23 protein-coding genes, 1 riboswitch and 1 other annotated feature are annotated in these 17,865 nt (G+C 41.7%); of the genes, 18 read left to right on the top strand and 5 right to left on the bottom strand.

Features of this window, described 5'->3' with window-relative positions; translation table 11 throughout:
• Window positions 1–77: 77 nt before the first annotated feature.
• From LCD34_RS18220 to LCD34_RS18205, 4 genes are read left to right on the top strand one after another with little or no spacing between them, the layout of a single operon-like run.
• Window positions 78–1,019, top strand: a complete 942-nt coding sequence (locus tag LCD34_RS18220) for an LD-carboxypeptidase (protein ID WP_017359135.1) — start codon at window positions 78–80, stop codon at window positions 1,017–1,019.
• Window positions 1,016–2,095, top strand: a complete 1,080-nt coding sequence (locus LCD34_RS18215) for a dipeptide epimerase (protein WP_144678888.1) — start codon at window positions 1,016–1,018, stop codon at window positions 2,093–2,095. Before LCD34_RS18220 ends, LCD34_RS18215 begins: the two co-directional genes overlap by 4 nt.
• The gene (locus tag LCD34_RS18210; protein WP_224559808.1) at window positions 2,095–3,012 is read left to right on the top strand and encodes an NlpC/P60 family protein; all 918 of its coding nucleotides are present in this window, start codon (window positions 2,095–2,097) and stop codon (window positions 3,010–3,012) included. The genes LCD34_RS18215 and LCD34_RS18210 overlap by 1 nt, the downstream gene beginning before the upstream one ends.
• Entirely contained in the window at window positions 3,002–3,970 is a 969-nt protein-coding gene (locus LCD34_RS18205) for an ABC transporter ATP-binding protein (protein ID WP_008346217.1), read from the top strand. The genes LCD34_RS18210 and LCD34_RS18205 overlap by 11 nt, the downstream gene beginning before the upstream one ends.
• Window positions 3,971–4,031: 61 nt before the next feature.
• Here the strand turns inward: LCD34_RS18205 and LCD34_RS18200 are convergent, their stop codons facing one another.
• On the bottom strand, window positions 4,032–4,892 hold the full coding sequence (locus LCD34_RS18200; RefSeq protein ID WP_017359132.1) for a dimethylarginine dimethylaminohydrolase family protein: 861 nt from the start codon (window positions 4,890–4,892) through the stop codon (window positions 4,032–4,034).
• 179 nt (window positions 4,893–5,071) lie between these two features.
• Here LCD34_RS18200 and LCD34_RS18195 point away from each other — a divergent pair, with 179 nt between their 5' ends.
• The 5 genes from LCD34_RS18195 to LCD34_RS18175 all read left to right on the top strand — a co-directional run bounded on the left by LCD34_RS18195 (window position 5,072) and on the right by LCD34_RS18175 (window position 8,152).
• Window positions 5,072–5,593, top strand: coding sequence for an acyl-CoA thioesterase (locus LCD34_RS18195; RefSeq protein WP_008346212.1), 522 nt, complete (start codon window positions 5,072–5,074; stop codon window positions 5,591–5,593).
• Window positions 5,594–5,707: 114 nt separating this feature from the next.
• A complete protein-coding gene (locus tag LCD34_RS18190; protein ID WP_017359131.1) occupies window positions 5,708–6,034 on the top strand; it encodes a PadR family transcriptional regulator in 327 nt (108 codons plus the stop codon).
• A 4-nt stretch (window positions 6,035–6,038) separates the two neighbouring features.
• A complete protein-coding gene (locus tag LCD34_RS18185) occupies window positions 6,039–6,791 on the top strand; it encodes an HAAS domain-containing protein (RefSeq protein ID WP_017359130.1) in 753 nt (250 codons plus the stop codon).
• A 310-nt stretch (window positions 6,792–7,101) separates the two neighbouring features.
• Window positions 7,102–7,590: a small multi-drug export protein gene (locus LCD34_RS18180; protein ID WP_007498817.1), complete on the top strand. Its 489-nt coding sequence runs from the start codon at window positions 7,102–7,104 to the stop codon at window positions 7,588–7,590.
• Between the two features lie 16 nt (window positions 7,591–7,606).
• The gene (locus LCD34_RS18175; protein ID WP_048002074.1) at window positions 7,607–8,152 is read left to right on the top strand and encodes a GNAT family N-acetyltransferase; all 546 of its coding nucleotides are present in this window, start codon (window positions 7,607–7,609) and stop codon (window positions 8,150–8,152) included.
• On the opposite strand, the gene LCD34_RS18170 is transcribed toward LCD34_RS18175, so the two are convergent.
• Complete coding sequence (locus LCD34_RS18170; protein WP_048002073.1) at window positions 8,147–9,205, bottom strand: bifunctional transcriptional activator/DNA repair enzyme AdaA; 1,059 nt, start codon at window positions 9,203–9,205, stop codon at window positions 8,147–8,149. The genes LCD34_RS18175 and LCD34_RS18170 overlap by 6 nt on opposite strands.
• Before the next feature lie 199 nt (window positions 9,206–9,404).
• Window positions 9,405–9,514, top strand: a riboswitch (guanidine-I (ykkC/yxkD leader).
• Window positions 9,515–9,580: 66 nt separating this feature from the next.
• Here LCD34_RS18170 and LCD34_RS18165 point away from each other — a divergent pair.
• A complete protein-coding gene (locus LCD34_RS18165; RefSeq protein ID WP_024719620.1) occupies window positions 9,581–9,910 on the top strand; it encodes a DMT family transporter in 330 nt (109 codons plus the stop codon).
• Entirely contained in the window at window positions 9,907–10,221 is a 315-nt protein-coding gene (locus LCD34_RS18160) for a DMT family transporter (RefSeq protein WP_017367096.1), read from the top strand. Before LCD34_RS18165 ends, LCD34_RS18160 begins: the two co-directional genes overlap by 4 nt.
• Window positions 10,222–10,254: 33 nt before the next feature.
• Here the strand turns inward: LCD34_RS18160 and LCD34_RS18155 are convergent, their stop codons facing one another.
• Entirely contained in the window at window positions 10,255–10,440 is a 186-nt protein-coding gene (locus LCD34_RS18155) for a hypothetical protein (protein ID WP_024719622.1), read from the bottom strand.
• A 163-nt stretch (window positions 10,441–10,603) separates the two neighbouring features.
• Here LCD34_RS18155 and purU point away from each other — a divergent pair, with 163 nt between their 5' ends.
• The 6 genes from purU to LCD34_RS18125 all read left to right on the top strand — a co-directional run bounded on the left by purU (window position 10,604) and on the right by LCD34_RS18125 (window position 16,178).
• Window positions 10,604–11,506 carry a formyltetrahydrofolate deformylase gene (gene purU, locus LCD34_RS18150; RefSeq protein ID WP_138825629.1) on the top strand — a complete coding sequence of 301 codons (903 nt, stop codon included), beginning with the start codon at window positions 10,604–10,606 and terminating at the stop codon, window positions 11,504–11,506.
• 43 nt (window positions 11,507–11,549) lie between these two features.
• Window positions 11,550–11,769: a binding site (T-box leader), on the top strand.
• 56 nt (window positions 11,770–11,825) lie between these two features.
• The gene (gene proB / locus LCD34_RS18145) at window positions 11,826–12,923 is read left to right on the top strand and encodes a glutamate 5-kinase (protein WP_025207224.1); all 1,098 of its coding nucleotides are present in this window, start codon (window positions 11,826–11,828) and stop codon (window positions 12,921–12,923) included.
• 12 nt (window positions 12,924–12,935) lie between these two features.
• On the top strand, window positions 12,936–14,183 hold the full coding sequence (locus LCD34_RS18140) for a glutamate-5-semialdehyde dehydrogenase (RefSeq protein WP_224559807.1): 1,248 nt from the start codon (window positions 12,936–12,938) through the stop codon (window positions 14,181–14,183).
• Between the two features lie 124 nt (window positions 14,184–14,307).
• Window positions 14,308–15,444, top strand: a complete 1,137-nt coding sequence (locus LCD34_RS18135; protein WP_008346192.1) for a tetratricopeptide repeat protein — start codon at window positions 14,308–14,310, stop codon at window positions 15,442–15,444.
• On the top strand, window positions 15,434–15,568 hold the full coding sequence (locus LCD34_RS18130; RefSeq protein ID WP_008346190.1) for a hypothetical protein: 135 nt from the start codon (window positions 15,434–15,436) through the stop codon (window positions 15,566–15,568). Before LCD34_RS18135 ends, LCD34_RS18130 begins: the two co-directional genes overlap by 11 nt.
• 181 nt (window positions 15,569–15,749) lie before the next feature.
• On the top strand, window positions 15,750–16,178 hold the full coding sequence (locus LCD34_RS18125) for an organic hydroperoxide resistance protein (protein ID WP_017367099.1): 429 nt from the start codon (window positions 15,750–15,752) through the stop codon (window positions 16,176–16,178).
• A gap of 30 nt (window positions 16,179–16,208) precedes the next feature.
• Here the strand turns inward: LCD34_RS18125 and LCD34_RS18120 are convergent, their stop codons facing one another.
• Window positions 16,209–16,655 (bottom strand): MarR family winged helix-turn-helix transcriptional regulator, encoded by a 447-nt coding sequence (locus LCD34_RS18120; RefSeq protein WP_008346188.1) that lies wholly within the window; start codon window positions 16,653–16,655, stop codon window positions 16,209–16,211.
• A gap of 161 nt (window positions 16,656–16,816) precedes the next feature.
• Between LCD34_RS18120 and LCD34_RS18115 the strand changes: the two genes are divergently transcribed.
• Window positions 16,817–17,236, top strand: a complete 420-nt coding sequence (locus LCD34_RS18115; RefSeq protein WP_008346186.1) for an organic hydroperoxide resistance protein — start codon at window positions 16,817–16,819, stop codon at window positions 17,234–17,236.
• Window positions 17,237–17,308: 72 nt separating this feature from the next.
• Here LCD34_RS18115 and LCD34_RS18110 read toward each other — a convergent pair whose 3' ends face one another.
• Window positions 17,309–17,779 (bottom strand): nucleoside deaminase, encoded by a 471-nt coding sequence (locus tag LCD34_RS18110; protein WP_008346184.1) that lies wholly within the window; start codon window positions 17,777–17,779, stop codon window positions 17,309–17,311.
• Window positions 17,780–17,865 lie beyond the last annotated feature (86 nt).

Raw genomic sequence — 17,865 nt, 5'->3', positions numbered from 1 at the left:
GTCTGTTCCTTTATTCGTTCATGTTATGAAGAAGATGCCCATAGATTGAAAGAAACGAAGAGAAAGAGGGGATTGGCATGAACCAGCTGCCAGTGGCACTTCAAACAGGAGATACAGTGGGAATCATTGCACCAGCAAGCCCGCCTGATGAGCTGAAATTAGCAAGAGGTATTTCTTTTTTAGAAAGCTTAGGGCTAAAGGTGAAAAAGGGGAAGTATATCGTCTCCCGGTATGGTTATTTAGCAGCTCATGATCATGAACGAGTGGAAGATATTCATCACATGTTTCAAGATCCAGATGTGAAGGCAGTGATTTGTGCTTGCGGAGGATACGGAACAGGAAGAATTGCAGAAGCCATTGATTATGACCTCATTCGCCGGAACCCAAAAATCTTTTGGGGATACAGTGATATTACATTTTTACATACAGCCATTCAGCAGCAGACGGGTCTTGTCACCTTTCATGGTCCAATGCTCTCCTCTGATGTGGGACTTGAAGAGGTTCATCCGTATACAAAGGATACCTTTTTACAGCTATTCACTCCAAAAGCCTTTTCGTATACGAACCACCTGTCACCTCTTCACACTTTTTATCATGGCACGGCTTCAGGCGAAATCACCGGAGGAAATCTTGCCCTTATCGTCACGACACTTGGTACACCTTTTGAAATTGATACAAAGGGGAAGCTTTTATTAATAGAAGATATTGACGAAGAACCATATAAAATCGATCGAATGATGCAGCACCTAGCCTCTGCAGGAAAATTACATGATGCGGCGGGATTTATCATTGGTGATTTTCATCAATGTGAGCCGAAAAAGAAAGAGCAGTCGTTAACGCTGGATCAGTTATGGGAGACGTATATTGTCCCGCAACAGAAACCTGCACTTGGCGGTTTTCGGATCGGTCATTCATCTCCAAACTTCGCCGTTCCAATCGGCGTGCAGGCTACATTAGATGCTACAGGGAAAAAACTGCATATTTCCCCAGGTGTTGCAGCGAAAGAGGCGATCAAATGAAAATCGTAGATGTTCGCACATGCAGAACGAGTGTACCGCTAAAGAAGCCTTTCAAAACAGCATTAAGAACGGTGTATGACGCCGCATCTCTTATTGTGATCATCACCTATGATCAAGGTGATGTCAGCTATGGAGAGGCAGTGCCGACATCGGTCATTACAGGTGAAACACTGGAAAGCATCGACTATGCTATTTGCGCTGTGATGAGGCCGATCTTGATTGGGGCCTCATTGTCACAATATGAACAAATCTTTTCAGCGATCGACCGTGTACTTGTAGGCAACACGAGTGCAAAGGCTGCAATAGATATGGCGATTTACGATGGTTTAGCGAAGCAGGCTGGCCTGCCGCTTTATCAATATCTTGGTGGTTATCGTAATCAGCTGGAAACGGATTACACGGTTAGTGTCAACCGTCCGCTAGAAATGGCAGAGGATGCGAAGCAATATGCAGCTGAAGGCTTTCGTACCTTAAAGATCAAAGTGGGAAAAGATGATATAGATACGGATATTCAGCGGATCAAACGGATTCGAGAAAAAGTCGGGCCGGATATTCAAATCAGGCTTGACGCCAACCAAGGCTGGACATGGAAGGAAGCGATTGTCGCCATTCGAAAAATGGAGGCACTCGATATTGAACTAGTCGAGCAGCCAGTGCCTAAAGAAGACATCGAGGGTCTGCGCCGGGTGACGGAAGCAACAGACACATTGATTATGGCAGATGAAAGTATTTTTAGCCTCCATGATGCCATCAAGGTGTTAGAAACGAGAAGCTGTGATCTCATCAACTTAAAATTAATGAAAACAGGCGGTATCAAAAAAGCGCTGAAAATCAATAGTTTAGCAGAAGCATACGGCGTCAAGTGCATGGTTGGCAGTATGATCGAATCAAAACTAGGGATTACCGCAGCCGCTCATCTTGCTGCAAGCCAACCGAATATTACCCGTTACGATTTTGATGCGCCGCTTATGCTCAAAGAGGACTTAATAGACGGAGGAATTATCTATCAAGGAAAAGATATTCTCTTTCCGCCGCATCATGGGTTAGGCATTCAAAGAGTGAAAGGGGTCTTATGATGTTATATGAATCAAAGGTTCCAGTCGCAAATATATGGACAGCACCGCAGTCGCCGAGAGAAATAGATCGACACGTTCTTCAAAGTTCCGTCCAGATCAAAGAATGGATTGATGAGCAAACATATGAACAGAAATTGGCCTTATGTGAAGAAAATCTTATTCAAACCCAAGTACTGCTTGGCGAACGAGTCATTGGGCTGGAGGAAACAGATGGCTGGATGAAAGTTGTCATCCCGCAGCAGGCAAGCCGGAAACACCCGCAAGGCTACCCAGGTTATATCCCTGTAGAGCAATTAAATGAAGTATCAGAGAGTGAACCAGCTGCTAGTCCCTTGATTGTTTGTCAGAAAAAAGCGGTTTTATATCAAAACGGAACACCGGATATGGAGGTTAGTTTTTTAACAGAACTAGCACTTGTTGAAGAAATGAGCGATTCCTTTGATGTTCTAACTCCAGTAGGAAGAAGAGAAATCAAAAAAGAAGATGTGCGCCGTGCTTCATCACCTTCTTCTATGAGCGGTAAGGATGCCTTAGCCATAGGAAAACAATTTATTGGACTGTCATATTTGTGGGGCGGCATGAGCAGCTATGGCTACGACTGTTCGGGTTTTGTTTACAGCATGTACAAAGCATGTGGATGTTTATTACCGAGAGACGCAAGTGACCAAGCAGTTCAAGGAACTCCAGTCGCATCAAACCATTTGGCGCCAGGTGATCTCATGTTTTTTGCCAATGACAATGGGAAGGGAGCAGTTCGCCATGTAGGGATGTATGCTGGAGATGGCATGATGCTTCACTCGCCTAAAACGGGCAGACAGATTGAACTCCTTTCTCTTTCTGGTACTTCATATGAACAGGAATGGGCAGGAACAAGGCGGTATTTGAAAGCTGAGAGGGGGAGATGTGATGGGAAGTGAACCACTTCTGCAAGTCAACAACTTAAAAAAGCATTTTCATCTATCGAAAGGAAGAACGTTAAAAGCATTAGATGGTGTCACCTTTCAGCTGAAACAAGGCGAAACCTTTGGTCTTGTTGGTGAGTCAGGCTGCGGGAAATCTACACTTGGAAAAGTGCTCATGCGGCTTTATGACCCGACAGAAGGGGAAGCTTTGTATGAAGGGAAAAGTCTCCATCACTTATCGAACCGAGAATCATTTGATTTCAATAGGCAAATTCAAATGGTGTTTCAAGATCCGTATTCTTCTTTAAATCCTAGGCTCTCTGTAAAAGATATTATGCTAGAACCGATGGAGATCCACCAATTGTATGGCAGTCAAAAGAAAAGGCTCGAGCGCGTGAAGGAACTGCTTGAAGCGGTGGGGCTAAGTCATGATTTTGCTACACGCTATCCTCACGAATTCAGCGGAGGTCAGAGGCAAAGAATAGGGATTGCTAGAGCACTCGCCTTATCGCCAAAGTTTATCGTGGCAGATGAGCCGATTTCTGCACTAGATGTATCCGTTCAAGCTCAGGTCGTGAATTTGCTGAAAAAACTGCAAAAAGAAGAAGGATTGACGTTTTTATTTATTGCCCATGATTTATCGATGGTTAAATATATTAGCGATCGAATCGGTGTCATGTACTTAGGACATCTCGTGGAGATGACTAGCAGTGATGCTTTATATAAAACACCGCTTCATCCATATACACAAGCATTGCTGTCTGCTATCCCGATTCCAGATCCTGATGTGGAAGATAAACGCAAGCGGTTTATTTTAAAAGGAGAAATTCCAAGTCCAGTGAATCCGCCAAGCGGCTGCGTATTTCGGACAAGATGTCCTGCTGCAATGGATGTATGTGCGGACAAAAAGCCAGTATTACAAGCAGTCGAAGAAGGGCATGAAGTGGCTTGTCATTTATATGATAGGAAATAGATAGAGGGAAGAAGGTAAGCATTTAAAAAGCCAGCGAGTAGACAAGCTGGCTTTTTGGCTTTTATGAACGCCTAATAGGTAATGTACAGCATCTAAAAGAGCCGCCGGATTTAATGATTTCTGAAAAATCTACTTCAATGACGGTGTAGCCGTGGGCTGTTAATGCAGCATTTGTTTCTTGGTTGATTGGTAAGCTGATGACTTTTTTCTGTCCAATGGACAACACATTTGGTCCAAGTGTGAACTGCTCTTGCTCACTTATTTCAATGAGATCATAATGCTTTTTGAGCATATGAAGATCCTTTTCCGTAAAAGCTTCAGGGTAAATCAATATCTCATGATGAGAAAGAATATTCATCACACAATCAAGATGCAAAATGTGAGAAGGAAGATGAATAGGAATGATGTCGTGATTCGGCAGTTCTTTTTTGAGCTGCTGGATGGCGGCTAGATTTGTTCTTTTGCTGATCCCCACAAATACACGGGTTTGGTCTATAAGCACATCGCCGCCTTCAATCGTTCCATCATCCAGCGTGATGGTTGTCCATCCTTTTGTCTGTGCCCATTCTTTTAAGGAATGTTCTTCTCCTTGTCTGACAGGGGCTGCCATGTTTGAAACAAATAAAGTCTGTCCAATTGTAAATCCAATATCCCGAGTGAAGACTTGTTCAGGGAAACGTTCATTTGCTGGAAGAAGGACAGGCCGGACATGATGGTTTTTCAGCGTTTGGATGAATTGCTTATGCTGCGTGAGGGCTTTGATTTGAGAAATATTTTCTCTTGCAAAATGCTTTTGGGTTTCATTGATGATCTGTTTAATTTCCATATAAATTGGACTGCATAAGAGGACTTCTTGTAACTCATCATATTCACTCATACATTGCGGCGTTTTATACACTTTCTCTGATTTCATAGAATCCATCAAAGGGCCTCCTTGTTTATCGATAGTTATATTATTCCTCCTTCTAGTAAATGTTGAAACATTTCCGAAAGAAAATCTCTCATGAGAGACTAAAGCAAAAAGTTTAGACAAACCTAATAGAATAGTGTTTAATAAAAGTCGTTCCGCATCAACGAAAACAGCAAGAAGGAGCTATGACGATGAGTGAAGAAAATTTCAAATACTGCAAGGAATCGAAAGTTGTGAAAACCAGCAGGGTATTCCCCCTCGATACGAATAACCACCAAACGTTATTTGGCGGGAAATTAATGAGTTATATAGATGACATTGCTTCCATTTCGGCAGCAAGACACAGCCGTAGTGAAACAGTCACCGCATCAATGGATTCAGTTGATTTTTTAGAGCCGATTGGACAGAAAGAGTCCGTCTGCTTAGAATCTTATGTGACATGGGTCGGCACATCTTCTATGGAAGTATTCGTCAAAGTCATTAAAGAAAACTTGATGTCTGGAGAGCGCAGACTCGCAGCAACTTCATTTCTTACATTTGTCTCGCTTGATGAAAACGGGAAGCCAAAACGAGTTCCACAAGTCATGCCGGAAACAGAGGAAGAAATCATGCTTCATCAAACAGCGAAGCAGCGGGCAGAGGAAAGAAAAAGCCGCCGAAAGCATAGTAAAGCTTTGGCTGACGCACTTGGGACGGATAAGCCTTGGGCGTAAAAATCACCCTTTAAGCGGTGATTTTTTTCTATGTCGGTATCTTGCATGGCAAGATAGTGTGTGGTAAGATCAAACTATCTTGTCATGCAAGGTACTGAAAGCGGAGGATTGATGATGACGCAATCAACACAAATGCTAAAAGGAATTTTAGAGGGATGCCTACTGTCGATTATTTCTGAAGGTGAAATTTATGGATATGAAATGACAAAGAAGCTTGCGCACTATGGATTTGATCAGATTAGTGAAGGAAGTATTTATCCGATCTTGCTGCGTATGCAAAAAGAACAGCTGGTTCATACGTCCACAAAAGCATCGGCGAGCGGACCGAAAAGGAAATACTATACGCTCACACAAAGAGGCGAAGAAGCGCTGACAGATTTTATCATGCGATGGAAAGAGCTGTCAGAGAATGTAGAGCGATTATTACATAAAGGGAAGTGAGAAGATGGTAACAAAAGAAACGAGACACATCTTATTAGAGCTGCAACTCTATCTTATATCAAAAGGGAAAAATCAGGACGAGATCGACGAGGTGATGGATGAATTAACGACACATGCTGTCGAAGCTGAGAAAGATGGGAAAACAGGGGAAGATGTATTTGGCGGAGATCCACGGGGCTTTGCTGATGAGCTGGCGAAAGAGCTTTCTAGAAATCATAAAGACTGGGTTCCGTTTGTCAGTGCTTTTTTAATTGGATCTCTTTTTTACATGATGTTAGCAGATGCCATCAGTCAAAGTTTATCGTATTCTTGGTATGCACTCATTGGTTATCCGCTCATCATAGTGGCCAATGTGATCATGACCATTGTGATGTTTAGGGCTTCTGCCTTTCAAACAAGCAGGAGGGCATTCTTTTACTTTTGGATATTAGGTGTTTTTCAGATGACAGCCTTGATCACAGTGAAATTATTGGACCAAAAACTTGGTACTCCTTTACTTGTGCTGACCTCGAGCCAAAGATGGGGCGTCATTCTTCTGTTACTGCTGTGTATTGTCTTATTAAATGCCATTTTAAAAGCCAATATGGTGTCGCTCATTCCGGTGATCTTCTTTGGACCGCAACTCCTATTCGAATGGCTTGGATGGACATCACCTCTCATGCTTCTTTTCACAAGTCTGGTATCCATTGTGATTTTAGTCTTGCTCACAATCGCTTTTTTACGGAAAACAAACAAGAAAAATGAACATTTAATGTAAATAGAGCACATCATTTGCGATGTGCTTCAGCGTGTAGACAAACCCTCGCATTCTTTGTCAGTCCTGCGTGCTGGTGCTCACGAATGTCAAATTCGCTCCGCGCCAGTACTCGTCCTTCCTAGGGCTGCAAAGGTTTTCTATCACGCTGAAAAGAAGACAAAGGGCTAAAATAAAGTTCATTTTAGCCCTTTGTCAACAATCTGGAGCACATCTCTTGCGATGTGCTTTTCTTTTTCTAAAAAAATGTAGATATGGGATCACATTTTTCTTTACAATGAGAAGAGGACAAAAATGAAAAGGGGTTCTGTAATTGGATATTGTATGGGGGTATGTACTCGTTTTTATATTGGCTGCTTTACCTTTCTTTGAAGTGGTTGGTGTCGTTCCGCTGGGGATTTTAAGTGGTCTGCATCCTGTGACAACGGCAGTTATTGGATTCGTCGGCAACTTTCTTACCGTCTTGCTACTCATCGTCTTCGTGGACCGATTTAAAGCGTGGTGGCTGAAGAGGAAAGAGGAGAAACATGATGAAAAAGGAGAGAAAAAACAGCTGAAAGCCAGAAAGGTTTGGGAACGGTATGGTCTCCCTGGTTTGGCACTTATCGGTCCTTTTATCATTGGCAGTCATTTAGCGGCTTTTATGTGTATGAGCTTCGGTACGAAAAGAAAACAAGTCACTGTGTGGATGACGGTCAGTTTAATCATGTGGACCGCATTAGCTGCTAGTTTAACGGGTGCGGGGTTCCATTACTTTGCCCCAGATTCAAATGGGTTGTTCGGAGATATTTTTAGCAAGTAAGCAAGGAGGATAACAAATGACACATCAAACACGGATCGTGCTCGAAACAGAGCGTCTCAGACTGAGAACAATGGATGAACACGATGCATCTTTTTTATATGAAAAGCTATTCCAAGATGAAGAGGTCATGAAGTATTATCCTTCACTAAAGGATGAAAAGCAGACAAAAGAGTGGATTGCTTGGAATCAAAAGAATGACCGCACGTACCATACATCCCTGTGGATCATTGAAGAAAAAGAAACGAAAGAACCACTTGGACAAAGCGGAATTGTTCTCCAAAATGTCGAAGGACAAACAGAGCTTGAAATTGGCTATATGCTAAAGAGATCGGCATGGGGAAAAGGATATGCTGTTGAGGCTGCAAAAGGCTGTCTTGCGTATGGTTTTGACGATATGAAGGTGAGGCGAATGGTCAGCTTAATTCGCCCTGACAATGAAGCGTCAGTCAAGGTCGCAATGAAAATGGGGATGAAAAAAGAAAAAACCATTTCAAAATGGGATCAAATGATTGATGTTTACAGTGTTACTCGTGACGGAAAAAGCGGCTCGCTTGAATCATAAGGAGAGCCGCTTTTTCTTTTGTTCTAACTGAAGTAAATATTTCTTTCGTTCGATTCCCCCGCCATATCCGCCAAGTTCACCGTTTGTTTGAATGACTCGGTGACAAGGAATGATGATGGCCAACTGATTGGCACCATTTGCATTTCCAACTGCCCGAACCAAATGGGGATCGCCAAGCATGATGGCAAGATCTCGATACGATCTCGTTTCGCCTGACGGAATCTGTAAGAGAAGATCCCATACCTTTTTCTGAAAAGGGGTGCCATGTATTGCAAGTGGCACAGTAAACTGCGTGAGTTTCTTTTCAAAATATAAGGCCAATTCCTTTGCTAATTGCTGATGGACGTTTGTTTCTCCAACTAAAATACGGGCATGATGTTTTTTTCTGATGTTCTCAATTTCTCTTTCTAATCCTCGTCTGTCCATAAATTCAAGCAAATACACATGGGTTGCATCTGAAATGCTCATCATCCGCCCAATCGGAGTGGAAATAAAATTCGCATGCAAAATATTGACTTGCGCCTTTTTGGGAGGATTTCCCATGATTTTCGTAAAGGCATCATTGAAGGCACTGGAAGACTCATAACCGAAGGTGACTTGCTGATCAATGACTTTTTTTCCGTTCAGAATCTCTTTAAACGCTAGCCCCATTCGGCGTGATCTAGCATATTGAACAAAGGTCATTCCATAGATTTCTTTGAATTTTCTCCGAGCTGTTGCAGAGTGAATCCCTAATTGGCGAAAATCTTCTTCTTTCCACCGTTTCTCAGGACTCTCTTCAACTGCTGATACAAGTGTTTTGACTTCTTCTGGAATGCTGTTAGGATATGTTAAAGGCGTGCATCGCTTACACGGCCGATACCCTGCAAGCAGTGCCTCCTCTGCTGTAAAGAAAAACTCGCAGTTCTCATATTTTGGTTTTCTAGCAGTGCACGTGGCATGGCAGAAGATGCCGGTTGTTTTAATACCAGCAAAAAACGTGCCGTCATATTGTGGATTTTTATCAACAAGTGCTTGATAAAATTCGTGTTTTTGTTCGTCGGTCATCATCATTTGATCCACCTCTTGTTTTATTATATCAGTGATGTGGTCGTTCCTCTTTCTAACATTTAGTATACTTCGCTTTCATCCACTTTCTTTCGAAAAATGAACAAGTATATTTGAAGGGAAAAAGCAAAGTGGTAGACCGGCATATCAGGGTGTGATACACTTTTTCATACAGAATCGGCTGTATGCTAGATCTGATTATCATGAATTGGTTTTCTAGGGTTCCGTGCGGGCAGCGCAGTCTGGACCGAGAGAAAACACATAGGGTCTAGACAATAGACCGTATGGACACGGAGGGATAAAAGCCCGGGAGATTTGATCAAACGATCGATTTCCGGGCTTTTTTTATTGCTTGGAATCGGTAAGAAAGGAAGAGATCGAATGAAATGGGGAAATGTTTTGATTGCAGCCGTATTTGAAGTCGGCTGGGTAATGGGGTTGAAATATGCTGGCTCTATATTGGAATGGAGCGCAACCATCGTTTGTATTGTCGTCAGCTTTTATTTACTCCTAAAAGCCACGACGGTACTTCCAGTTGGCACACTTTACGCCGTTTTCACCGGACTTGGAACAGCCGGTACGGTCATAGTAGGGATGGTCATGGGTGAGCCGGTACAGCTAGTAAAATTACTTTTGATCATGGTGCTTTTAAGCGGTGTATTAGGACTCAAATTGACCACAGGTGAAAAGAAAGGGGAGGCTGAATCGTGAGCTGGCTTTTACTCATTGGGGCAGGCATCTTAGAAATGCTTTGTGTCACCATGATGAATCAATTCCAGAAAGATCGCCATGTCAAATGGATTTTCTTCATAGCAGCTGGATTTTCGCTTTCCTTTCTGATGCTGTCTCTTGCGATGAATACAATTCCGATGGGAACGGCGTATGCGATTTGGACAGGAATCGGAGCAGCTGGAGGAGCGATTGTTGGGATGTTGTTTTATGGTGAGTCGAAAGACGCAAAACGTATTTTCTTTATCGCACTGATTTTATCGGCAGCGGTCGGGTTGAAAATCATTGAATAAGAAAAGGCTGGCAAACATGTGCCAGCCTTTTTGCTACATCGAATGATGATTGGAATCGTTTTCATTTTTGCGGTAAAGTTGACTCACAAGCAGAAAACATACACCAAATGTAAGTAAAGGAATGAGTCTTTCTCCGGTCATAAATAGATAAATGCCCGTGATTAGACATACGATGCCGAGCCAAAAGCTCACTTTACCAAACAAAGTCATGCTTTTCATCTCCATCACTCCTTTTGTGATAAAAGGTCTATTCATATTATATCACGCCAGGTGCAGAATTGAATGAATATTCAATAAAAAATACGCCACTTAATTGCTTTTTCTGTTTCCAGTCCAGTATAATATTTCATTAGAATGAAAAACGTAAATGAGGTCATAAGACATGAGAACATTGATTACAGAGAAACTTGAATTACACAGACAAAAGCATGAGCAAAAAGGAAGGCTTTTAGTCAGCTGCCCGGATCAGCCTGGTATTGTGTCAGCTGTTTCTACTTTTTTATTTGAACATGGAGCAAACATCATTGAATCTAGTCAATACACAACAGATCATGAGAGCGGCCGGTTCTTTTTAAGAATTGAATTTGATTGGAAAGACATTTCTGCCAACTTAGATCAATTGAAAAGCAGTTTTGAGCCAATTGCGCAATCATTTCACATGACATGGAGCATGTCGCGTGCAAGTGATCTAAAAAAGCTGGCAATCTTTGTGTCCAAAGAGCTTCATTGTTTACATGAACTTTTATGGGAATGGCAAAGCGGTAATTTAATGGCTGAAATAGCGGTTGTCATCAGCAATCATGAAACGGCAAAGGATACAGTCGAAGCACTCGGCATTCCATTCCACTTCGTGAAAGCAAATAAAGACATTCGCCAAGATGCAGAAAAACAACAGCTTGCCTTATTAGAAGAATATGATATTGATGCGGTTGTGCTTGCTAGATACATGCAAATTTTGACGCCAGCCTTTATTGAACAGCACCCGAACAAAATCATTAATATTCATCATTCCTTCCTGCCGGCTTTTATAGGGGCTAACCCTTACAAGCGTGCATATGAGCGAGGGGTTAAACTGATTGGCGCGACTTCCCATTATGTCACCAATGATTTAGACGAAGGGCCAATCATTGAACAGGATATTGAGCGGGTAGATCATAGAGATGATACAGAGGCATTAAAAAATATTGGCCGCACGATTGAGCGCAGCGTGCTTGCCCGAGCTGTCAAATGGCATCTGGAAGATCGAATCATTGTCCATGAGAATAAAACGATTGTGTTTAATTGACCGCTTGACTTTTCTGAAGCAATTGGTGATAATATAAAAAAATTAACGAGCGTTGAGAAGGAATAGTAAGCAGGACCTGCTGTGTAAAAGAGAGCAAATGACATGCTGAAACATTTGCCGCAGACAGCTGCTGAACCTACCCTTTGAGCCTTAGAGGAAAAATCTAAGCGCATGCCTGGCGTTACAGGAGTTGAGTGGAATAAGCAGACGTGTGCTTATTCAATGAAGGTGGTACCACGGAAAATCCCTTTTTCGTCCTTTACATAAGGAGAAAAAGGGATTTTTTATGTGGTGAAAGGTATAGCGGAGGGAATCAATGATGAAAAAGCAAAGGATCGTCATAAAAATTGGTAGCAGTTCATTAACAGAGCAAAAGGGAGCCATTGATGAACAAAAAATGCAGGATCATGTCAAAGCCATCGCAAAGCTAAAAGAGGCAGGGCATGAAATCATTCTCATTTCGTCAGGTGCCGTTGCGGCGGGATTTGGCAGTTTAGGATATCCGTCAAGACCTGTGACCTTAAAAGGGAAGCAGGCTGCTGCTGCTGTTGGTCAAGGCTTGTTAATGCAGAAATATACAGAACTATTTTCACAGTTTCAGATGACGCCTGCACAAATGCTTTTAACACGTAATGACTTTTCAGATCGTACAAGATATCGAAATGCTTACGCAACGATGATGGAACTGCTCGAAAGAAAAATTTTACCGATCATTAATGAAAATGATTCTGTGTCCATCGAGGAGCTTACCTTTGGTGATAATGACATGTTATCAGCACTGGTCAGTGGCTTAATTCATGCAGACCAATTGATCATTTTAACAGATATCAACGGAATTTATGATGCCAATCCAAGTGAGAATCCTGATGCGAAGCGGTTTGATGTGCTGACTCACATTTCAGATGAATTGTTCTCATATGCGAAGAGTACGGGTTCAAAGGTTGGAACAGGCGGAATGAAATCTAAGCTTTCAGCTGCACAAACAGCTCTCTCCCTTGGCGTTAAAGTCTTCATTGGCACAGGTACAGGGGAAGACAAGCTTCTTCACATTCTCGCTGGTCAAGGGGACGGCACATATATTGGTGAACAAGACTTATCATCAGTCAATAACCGTCGCCAATGGATTCAATTCCACTCACCAGTCTCTGGGAAGATCATGATTGATGCGGGGGCAGAGGCGGCGATTTTGCATAATGGAAGGAGTCTTCTTCCAGCTGGTGTCATTGATGTAGCTGGTGAATTTTCTAAAGGAGAGGTCGTCGAAGTTGTTGGTCCAAACGGGTTAGTCGGTAAAGGGCAAACATTGTATGATTCTGATGAGCTTCTTGGCATTAAAGGGATGCGAAGTCAGGAGCTTTCTTATGAAAAACCTGAAGTCATTCACCGAGATCACTGGGTTCAGCACGTACAAAACTGAGGAGGGAAAACGATGAATGAAGTTCTAGAAAAAGCAAAAAAGGCAAGCGCGGCCAAAGATCAGCTGCTATTAAAAACAACTGAACAAAAGAATGCTGCATTAGACGCTATTGCAAATGCATTAAAAGCATCTTCAGCTTATTTAATTGCTGAGAACCAAAAAGATGTTCAGGCGGCTATAGACAAAGAGTTCACGCCATCTGTGATCGACAGAATTACATTAACAGAAGAGAGAATTGAAGCGATTGCAGACGCTACGCATCAACTCATTCAGCTCAAAGACCCAATTGGTGAAACATTAGAAACCATTCAAAAAGAAAACGGGCTTTTCATTGAAAAAGTACGTGTGCCTCTTGGAACGGTTGGGATGATTTACGAAGCAAGACCAAACGTGACAGTCGATGCGGCCACTCTTTGCTTGAAAACTGGAAATGCTGTGATTCTTCGAGGAAGTTCATCGGCCATTCATAGTAATAAAGCGATTGTGAAAGTCATTCATGAAGCGCTGCAACCAACGGATATTCCAGTAGACAGTGTACAATTGATTGAAGATACAGGCCGTGAGACAGCTAAAACCCTGTTCACTTTAAATGACTATCTAGATGTCCTGATTCCACGCGGCGGGAAACATTTAATTGATCTTGTTGTGAGAGAGTCTACTGTTCCAGTACTTGAGACGGGTGCAGGGAATTGTCATATTTACATTGATGAAACAGCCCAAAAAGAAATGGCTGAACAAATTGTTCTGAATGCGAAAACACAAAGACCATCTGTTTGTAATGCCATTGAGAGCATTGTCATTCATGAAACGTGGGCAAAAGAACATGGCGCTTCGCTCTTTGAAGCACTTCAGACACATGGTGTAGAGATACGGGGCGATGAAGCAGTATGTGCACTTGTACCGAGTGCCACATTAGCTAAGGCCACTGATTTTGAAACGGAATTTTTAGCGCCGATTGTCAGTATTAAAACCGTAAAGACCATAGAAGAGGCGATACAGCATATTCAAATGTATAGCTCTAAGCATTCTGAAGCGATCATTACGGAAAACGAGCAGCATGCGGCACTTTTCTTAACAGCCGTTGACGCAGCCGCTGTGTATCATAATGCATCTACCCGGTTTACAGATGGCTTTGAATTTGGCTACGGAGCGGAAATAGGCATTAGCACACAAAAATTGCATGCTAGAGGACCAATGGGTCTGCCAGCCTTAACCTCTGAAAAATTTGTGATTCGTGGTCAAGGACAAATAAGAGAATAACCAATCCAAAAGAGAGTCTTATCGCACAAGGCTCTCTTTTTCCTTTCATTTTTGTATTTCTTCGGTCAAGTATGATAAAATATGGTAATGTTTTATATTTTGAGAAGATTGGAGAAGGCAACGTATGGCGAAAATCATTCCCTCTTCGGATATTGGAGTGAAAATCAACAAGTGGTATGAATTAATCCGCAGATTTGATTCAGAACAAGCAGAACAGTTAAAGCAGGAAATTCGCACCTCTCTTGATTCAATGGAAGAAGATCAGAATTTGCTTCTCTATTTTTCTTTAATGGAATTCAGGCATGAGGTCATGCTCGATTATTTAAAGCCATTAAAGGAAGGAAAGCTTCGCGCCAACTTTTCTGAGCTTTCGAAAGAAATAGATGAGCATCAAACGCATGTCACAGGTATGCTTGAATATTACTATCATTTCTTCAGAGGCATGTATGAGTTCGGCCGGAGAGAGTACATTGCTGCCATATCGTCCTATCAAAAGGCAGAGCACAAGCTTTCTTTTGTATCCGACGATATTGAACGTGCAGAATTTCATTTTAAAATGTCAGAAATATATTATCACATGAAACAAACACACATTTCGATGCACCATGCCAAACTAGCGCTGGATGTCTATATTCAGCACGAACTATATGCGCTTCGTACCATTCAGTGTGAATTTATTGTAGCCGGTAATTATGATGATATGAGAAGGCATGAAAAGGCATTGCCACATCTCGAAAGAGCACTTGCAAGGTCAAGAGACTTTCAGAATGTGCGTTTTATTGCTTCTTCTTTGTTTAATATGGGCAACAGCTATTACAGAATGGGAGACTTGAACCGCGCACTCGACTTAATGAAAGAATCCATCTCATTATTTGATCAAAACCAATCTGATCATCTTCGTCGATCGATAGACCCTCTTTATACAGCCGCTCAGATCTTATACAAACAAGGTAAAAACAATGAAGCATTATATTACAGAGAAGAATGTATGAAACGAGCAGAAGCTCTGCAGGATGACATTCATATTCAGAAGACCATTTTTTTAGAAGCGTTGTACTTACGACAAGATGCAGAGCATATTAAACGAATTTTCCATTTTTTAGAATCTTCCTATGCATATCCAGATATAGAAGAGCTGGCTTTAGACACCGCAAAGTATTATAATGAAATGGAGGATTATGAAAAATCTTCCATGTTCTATGGGGAAGCGGAACATGCTCGTATCTATATTCAGAGAGGGGATTGTTTATATGAATTTTAAAAAATGGGCAGTCGTCTGTACAAGCATCACGATCTTGGCATTATGGATCACATCACCTAATGCCGACCCCGATAACAGAAACCATACGCTAGAAAAACCGAATCCGCAGCATATCACGATCTAAAAAGCCCTTTTTAAAGGGCTTTTTTTATTGCCTTGACCGATTCCATCATCGTGCGATGTACATTCATAAAAATAAAAAATGGAGGAAAGATGAAAGTGAGTGTTTTTCATTGACTCTTGAATTTAGATTGTGTACAATTCAATTGTAGAAAACATTAATAGAGAGAAAGAGGGTTATATTCATGTCAGAAGTTTTATTTACTGCAACGGTATCAGCTGTAGGAGGAAGAGAAGGTAAGGTTGTGTCAACAGATGGTGTACTAGAGCATGATGTAGCAATGCCAGGAACGCCAAGAGCGAAAAAGCTTGAGAAAGCAACGAATCCAGAGCAATTATTCGCAGCGGGCTATTCTGCATGTTTTGATTCAGCCCTTCAAATGGTCGCAAGACAAGAGCGTATCCGTTTTGAAAGTGAAGTAACGGCACATGTAAGCTTAGTCAAAGACAGTTCAGACGGCGGTTTCAAATTAGGTGTCAAATTAGAAGTAAAAGGAACTGGCATTGAGCAATCTGCACTTGATGAACTTGTTCATAAAGCACACGGCGTTTGCCCATACTCAAAAGCAACGCAAGGAAACATTGAAGTAGAATTAGTAGCTGTCGCTCAATAATAGACATCAAAAGGCTGAGGGAATATTCCCTCAGCCTTTTGATTGTGTTAATTTTTGCAAAAGCTCATGTAAAGAAGCGCGAAGTGTTTTCAGCTCTTCTTCTGATCTGCCTGTTCCAGACAGCATTTGAAATGGAATCGAAGTGGCCTTCTCTTGTAAAGCTTCTCCGTATTCTGTTAAACGAATTTGGACCGAACGCTCATCCTCTTTCGAACGTTCGCGGATGATGAGTCCATTTTGTTCCATTCGTTTTAGCATAGGTGTGAGTGTACCGGAGTCTAAATATAAAAGCTCTCCCATTGTTTTCACATTTAATGTCCCATGCTCCCATAACAAAAGTAGTGCCAAATATTGCGGGTATGTGATATTTAACTCTTCTAATAATGGTTTATACTGCTTCGTCATTTCTCTTGAACTTGCATATAACAAGAAACAAAGCTGATTTTCCAGCTTCATATGTTCAAATTCATTTGTCATATCTGTCACCAACTATTTTTTGTCATACTTATCATTGTATAAGATTTTCTTCCTTTTTAAAATAAATACAGACTAAAAATGAAAAATTCTTCAATGTGCCATAAATGTTTGAGCAACGAATAGAACGTGAAAGGTATAAGTAGAAGAAGGAGGAGATCAAGATGAAACCATTATTTACTGCAAAAGTAAAAGCACAGCACGGAAGAGCAGGACATGTTCGTTCTGATGATGGTGTGCTTGACCACAACATTGTGATGCCAAACGCAAAGAAAGATGGAGAAACTGGTACGAATCCTGAACAATTATTTGCAGCGGGTTATGCGGCCTGCTTCGGAGGGGCGCTTGAACAAGTCGCTAAGAAGCAAGGTGTCGAAATTGAATCAGAAGTAGAAGGACATGTTAGTCTATTAAAAGATGAAAGTGATGGCGGTTTTAAACTTGGCGTGAAGCTGATTGTTTCCGCTAAAGGGCTTGACCATGACAAAGCGAAAGAGCTTGTTGAGGCTGCACATGAATTCTGTCCATATTCAAAAGCAACAAGAGGAAACATCGAAGTAGAGCTTGAAGTGGCGGAATCATGAAAAGAAAAAAGGGCTAAAATTTAGCCCTTTCTCAACAATCTACTGACACCTGCTGTGGAGCAGGTGTCTTTTTTAATATTCTTTCTTTTTGTCGTATGTGTCCCATGCTTCAAATGGAGCAAGGGTTTTTTGAAGTGTCAGCTGGTAAAATGGAATGTTTCTTGATTCGTATTCTTTATTGATTTCTTCATAAATAAAGGAGTCATCAAAACCAGAAGTCGCTGCATCCTTGTGTCCAGCGGCAAAATATACGGCCTTTGGTCTAGCCCAATAGATAGCACCAAGACACATTGGACAAGGCTCACAGCTTGTATACAAAATACAGTCTTCTAATTGATATGTATGTAGTGTTTGGCACGCCTTTCGAATAGCTGTCACTTCTGCATGTGCAGTTGGATCATTACTCGTTGTGACATTGTTGCTTCCCTCTGCAATAATCTGACCGTCTTTGACAATGACCGCTCCAAAAGGGCCGCCTGTGCCACTATTTACTCCTTCTACTGCAAGATCAATTGCGCGTTGTAAAAAAGCTTCGTGATTCATTGTCTTCCTCCCTTTGTTCGACTGACTTCTCTAGTATAAACGAATCATGATAGAAAAGGAATCATTGTAGGAGGAGATCGAACAGG

The sequence above is a fragment of the Bacillus sp. RAR_M1_44 genome (genome assembly GCF_020165935.1).
GTDB classification, from domain to species: Bacteria; Bacillota; Bacilli; order Bacillales; family Bacillaceae; genus Bacillus; species Bacillus altitudinis.
Note: the sequence above shows the minus strand (reverse complement) of the source record. Positions and strands in the feature narration are given on the sequence as shown.

Excerpts from the sequence above, each read along its gene's own strand:
- LCD34_RS18115 (WP_008346186.1), top strand. The coding sequence starts at position 16,817 with ATGAAACCATTATTTACTGCAAAAGTAAAAGCACAGCACGGAAGAGCA.
- LCD34_RS18165 (WP_024719620.1), top strand. The coding sequence starts at position 9,581 with ATGAAATGGGGAAATGTTTTGATTGCAGCCGTATTTGAAGTCGGCTGG.
- purU (WP_138825629.1), top strand. The coding sequence starts at position 10,604 with ATGAGAACATTGATTACAGAGAAACTTGAATTACACAGACAAAAGCAT.
- LCD34_RS18220 (WP_017359135.1), top strand. The coding sequence starts at position 78 with ATGAACCAGCTGCCAGTGGCACTTCAAACAGGAGATACAGTGGGAATC.
- LCD34_RS18120 (WP_008346188.1), bottom strand. The coding sequence starts at position 16,655 with ATGACAAATGAATTTGAACATATGAAGCTGGAAAATCAGCTTTGTTTC.
- LCD34_RS18195 (WP_008346212.1), top strand. The coding sequence starts at position 5,072 with ATGAGTGAAGAAAATTTCAAATACTGCAAGGAATCGAAAGTTGTGAAA.
- LCD34_RS18190 (WP_017359131.1), top strand. The coding sequence starts at position 5,708 with ATGACGCAATCAACACAAATGCTAAAAGGAATTTTAGAGGGATGCCTA.
- LCD34_RS18205 (WP_008346217.1), top strand. The coding sequence starts at position 3,002 with ATGGGAAGTGAACCACTTCTGCAAGTCAACAACTTAAAAAAGCATTTT.
- LCD34_RS18175 (WP_048002074.1), top strand. The coding sequence starts at position 7,607 with ATGACACATCAAACACGGATCGTGCTCGAAACAGAGCGTCTCAGACTG.
- LCD34_RS18125 (WP_017367099.1), top strand. The coding sequence starts at position 15,750 with ATGTCAGAAGTTTTATTTACTGCAACGGTATCAGCTGTAGGAGGAAGA.
- LCD34_RS18170 (WP_048002073.1), bottom strand. The coding sequence starts at position 9,205 with ATGATGATGACCGACGAACAAAAACACGAATTTTATCAAGCACTTGTT.
- LCD34_RS18210 (WP_224559808.1), top strand. The coding sequence starts at position 2,095 with ATGTTATATGAATCAAAGGTTCCAGTCGCAAATATATGGACAGCACCG.
- LCD34_RS18200 (WP_017359132.1), bottom strand. The coding sequence starts at position 4,892 with ATGGATTCTATGAAATCAGAGAAAGTGTATAAAACGCCGCAATGTATG.
- LCD34_RS18185 (WP_017359130.1), top strand. The coding sequence starts at position 6,039 with ATGGTAACAAAAGAAACGAGACACATCTTATTAGAGCTGCAACTCTAT.
- LCD34_RS18140 (WP_224559807.1), top strand. The coding sequence starts at position 12,936 with ATGAATGAAGTTCTAGAAAAAGCAAAAAAGGCAAGCGCGGCCAAAGAT.
- LCD34_RS18215 (WP_144678888.1), top strand. The coding sequence starts at position 1,016 with ATGAAAATCGTAGATGTTCGCACATGCAGAACGAGTGTACCGCTAAAG.
- proB (WP_025207224.1), top strand. The coding sequence starts at position 11,826 with ATGAAAAAGCAAAGGATCGTCATAAAAATTGGTAGCAGTTCATTAACA.
- LCD34_RS18155 (WP_024719622.1), bottom strand. The coding sequence starts at position 10,440 with ATGAAAAGCATGACTTTGTTTGGTAAAGTGAGCTTTTGGCTCGGCATC.
- LCD34_RS18135 (WP_008346192.1), top strand. The coding sequence starts at position 14,308 with ATGGCGAAAATCATTCCCTCTTCGGATATTGGAGTGAAAATCAACAAG.
- LCD34_RS18130 (WP_008346190.1), top strand. The coding sequence starts at position 15,434 with ATGAATTTTAAAAAATGGGCAGTCGTCTGTACAAGCATCACGATCTTG.
- LCD34_RS18110 (WP_008346184.1), bottom strand. The coding sequence starts at position 17,779 with ATGAATCACGAAGCTTTTTTACAACGCGCAATTGATCTTGCAGTAGAA.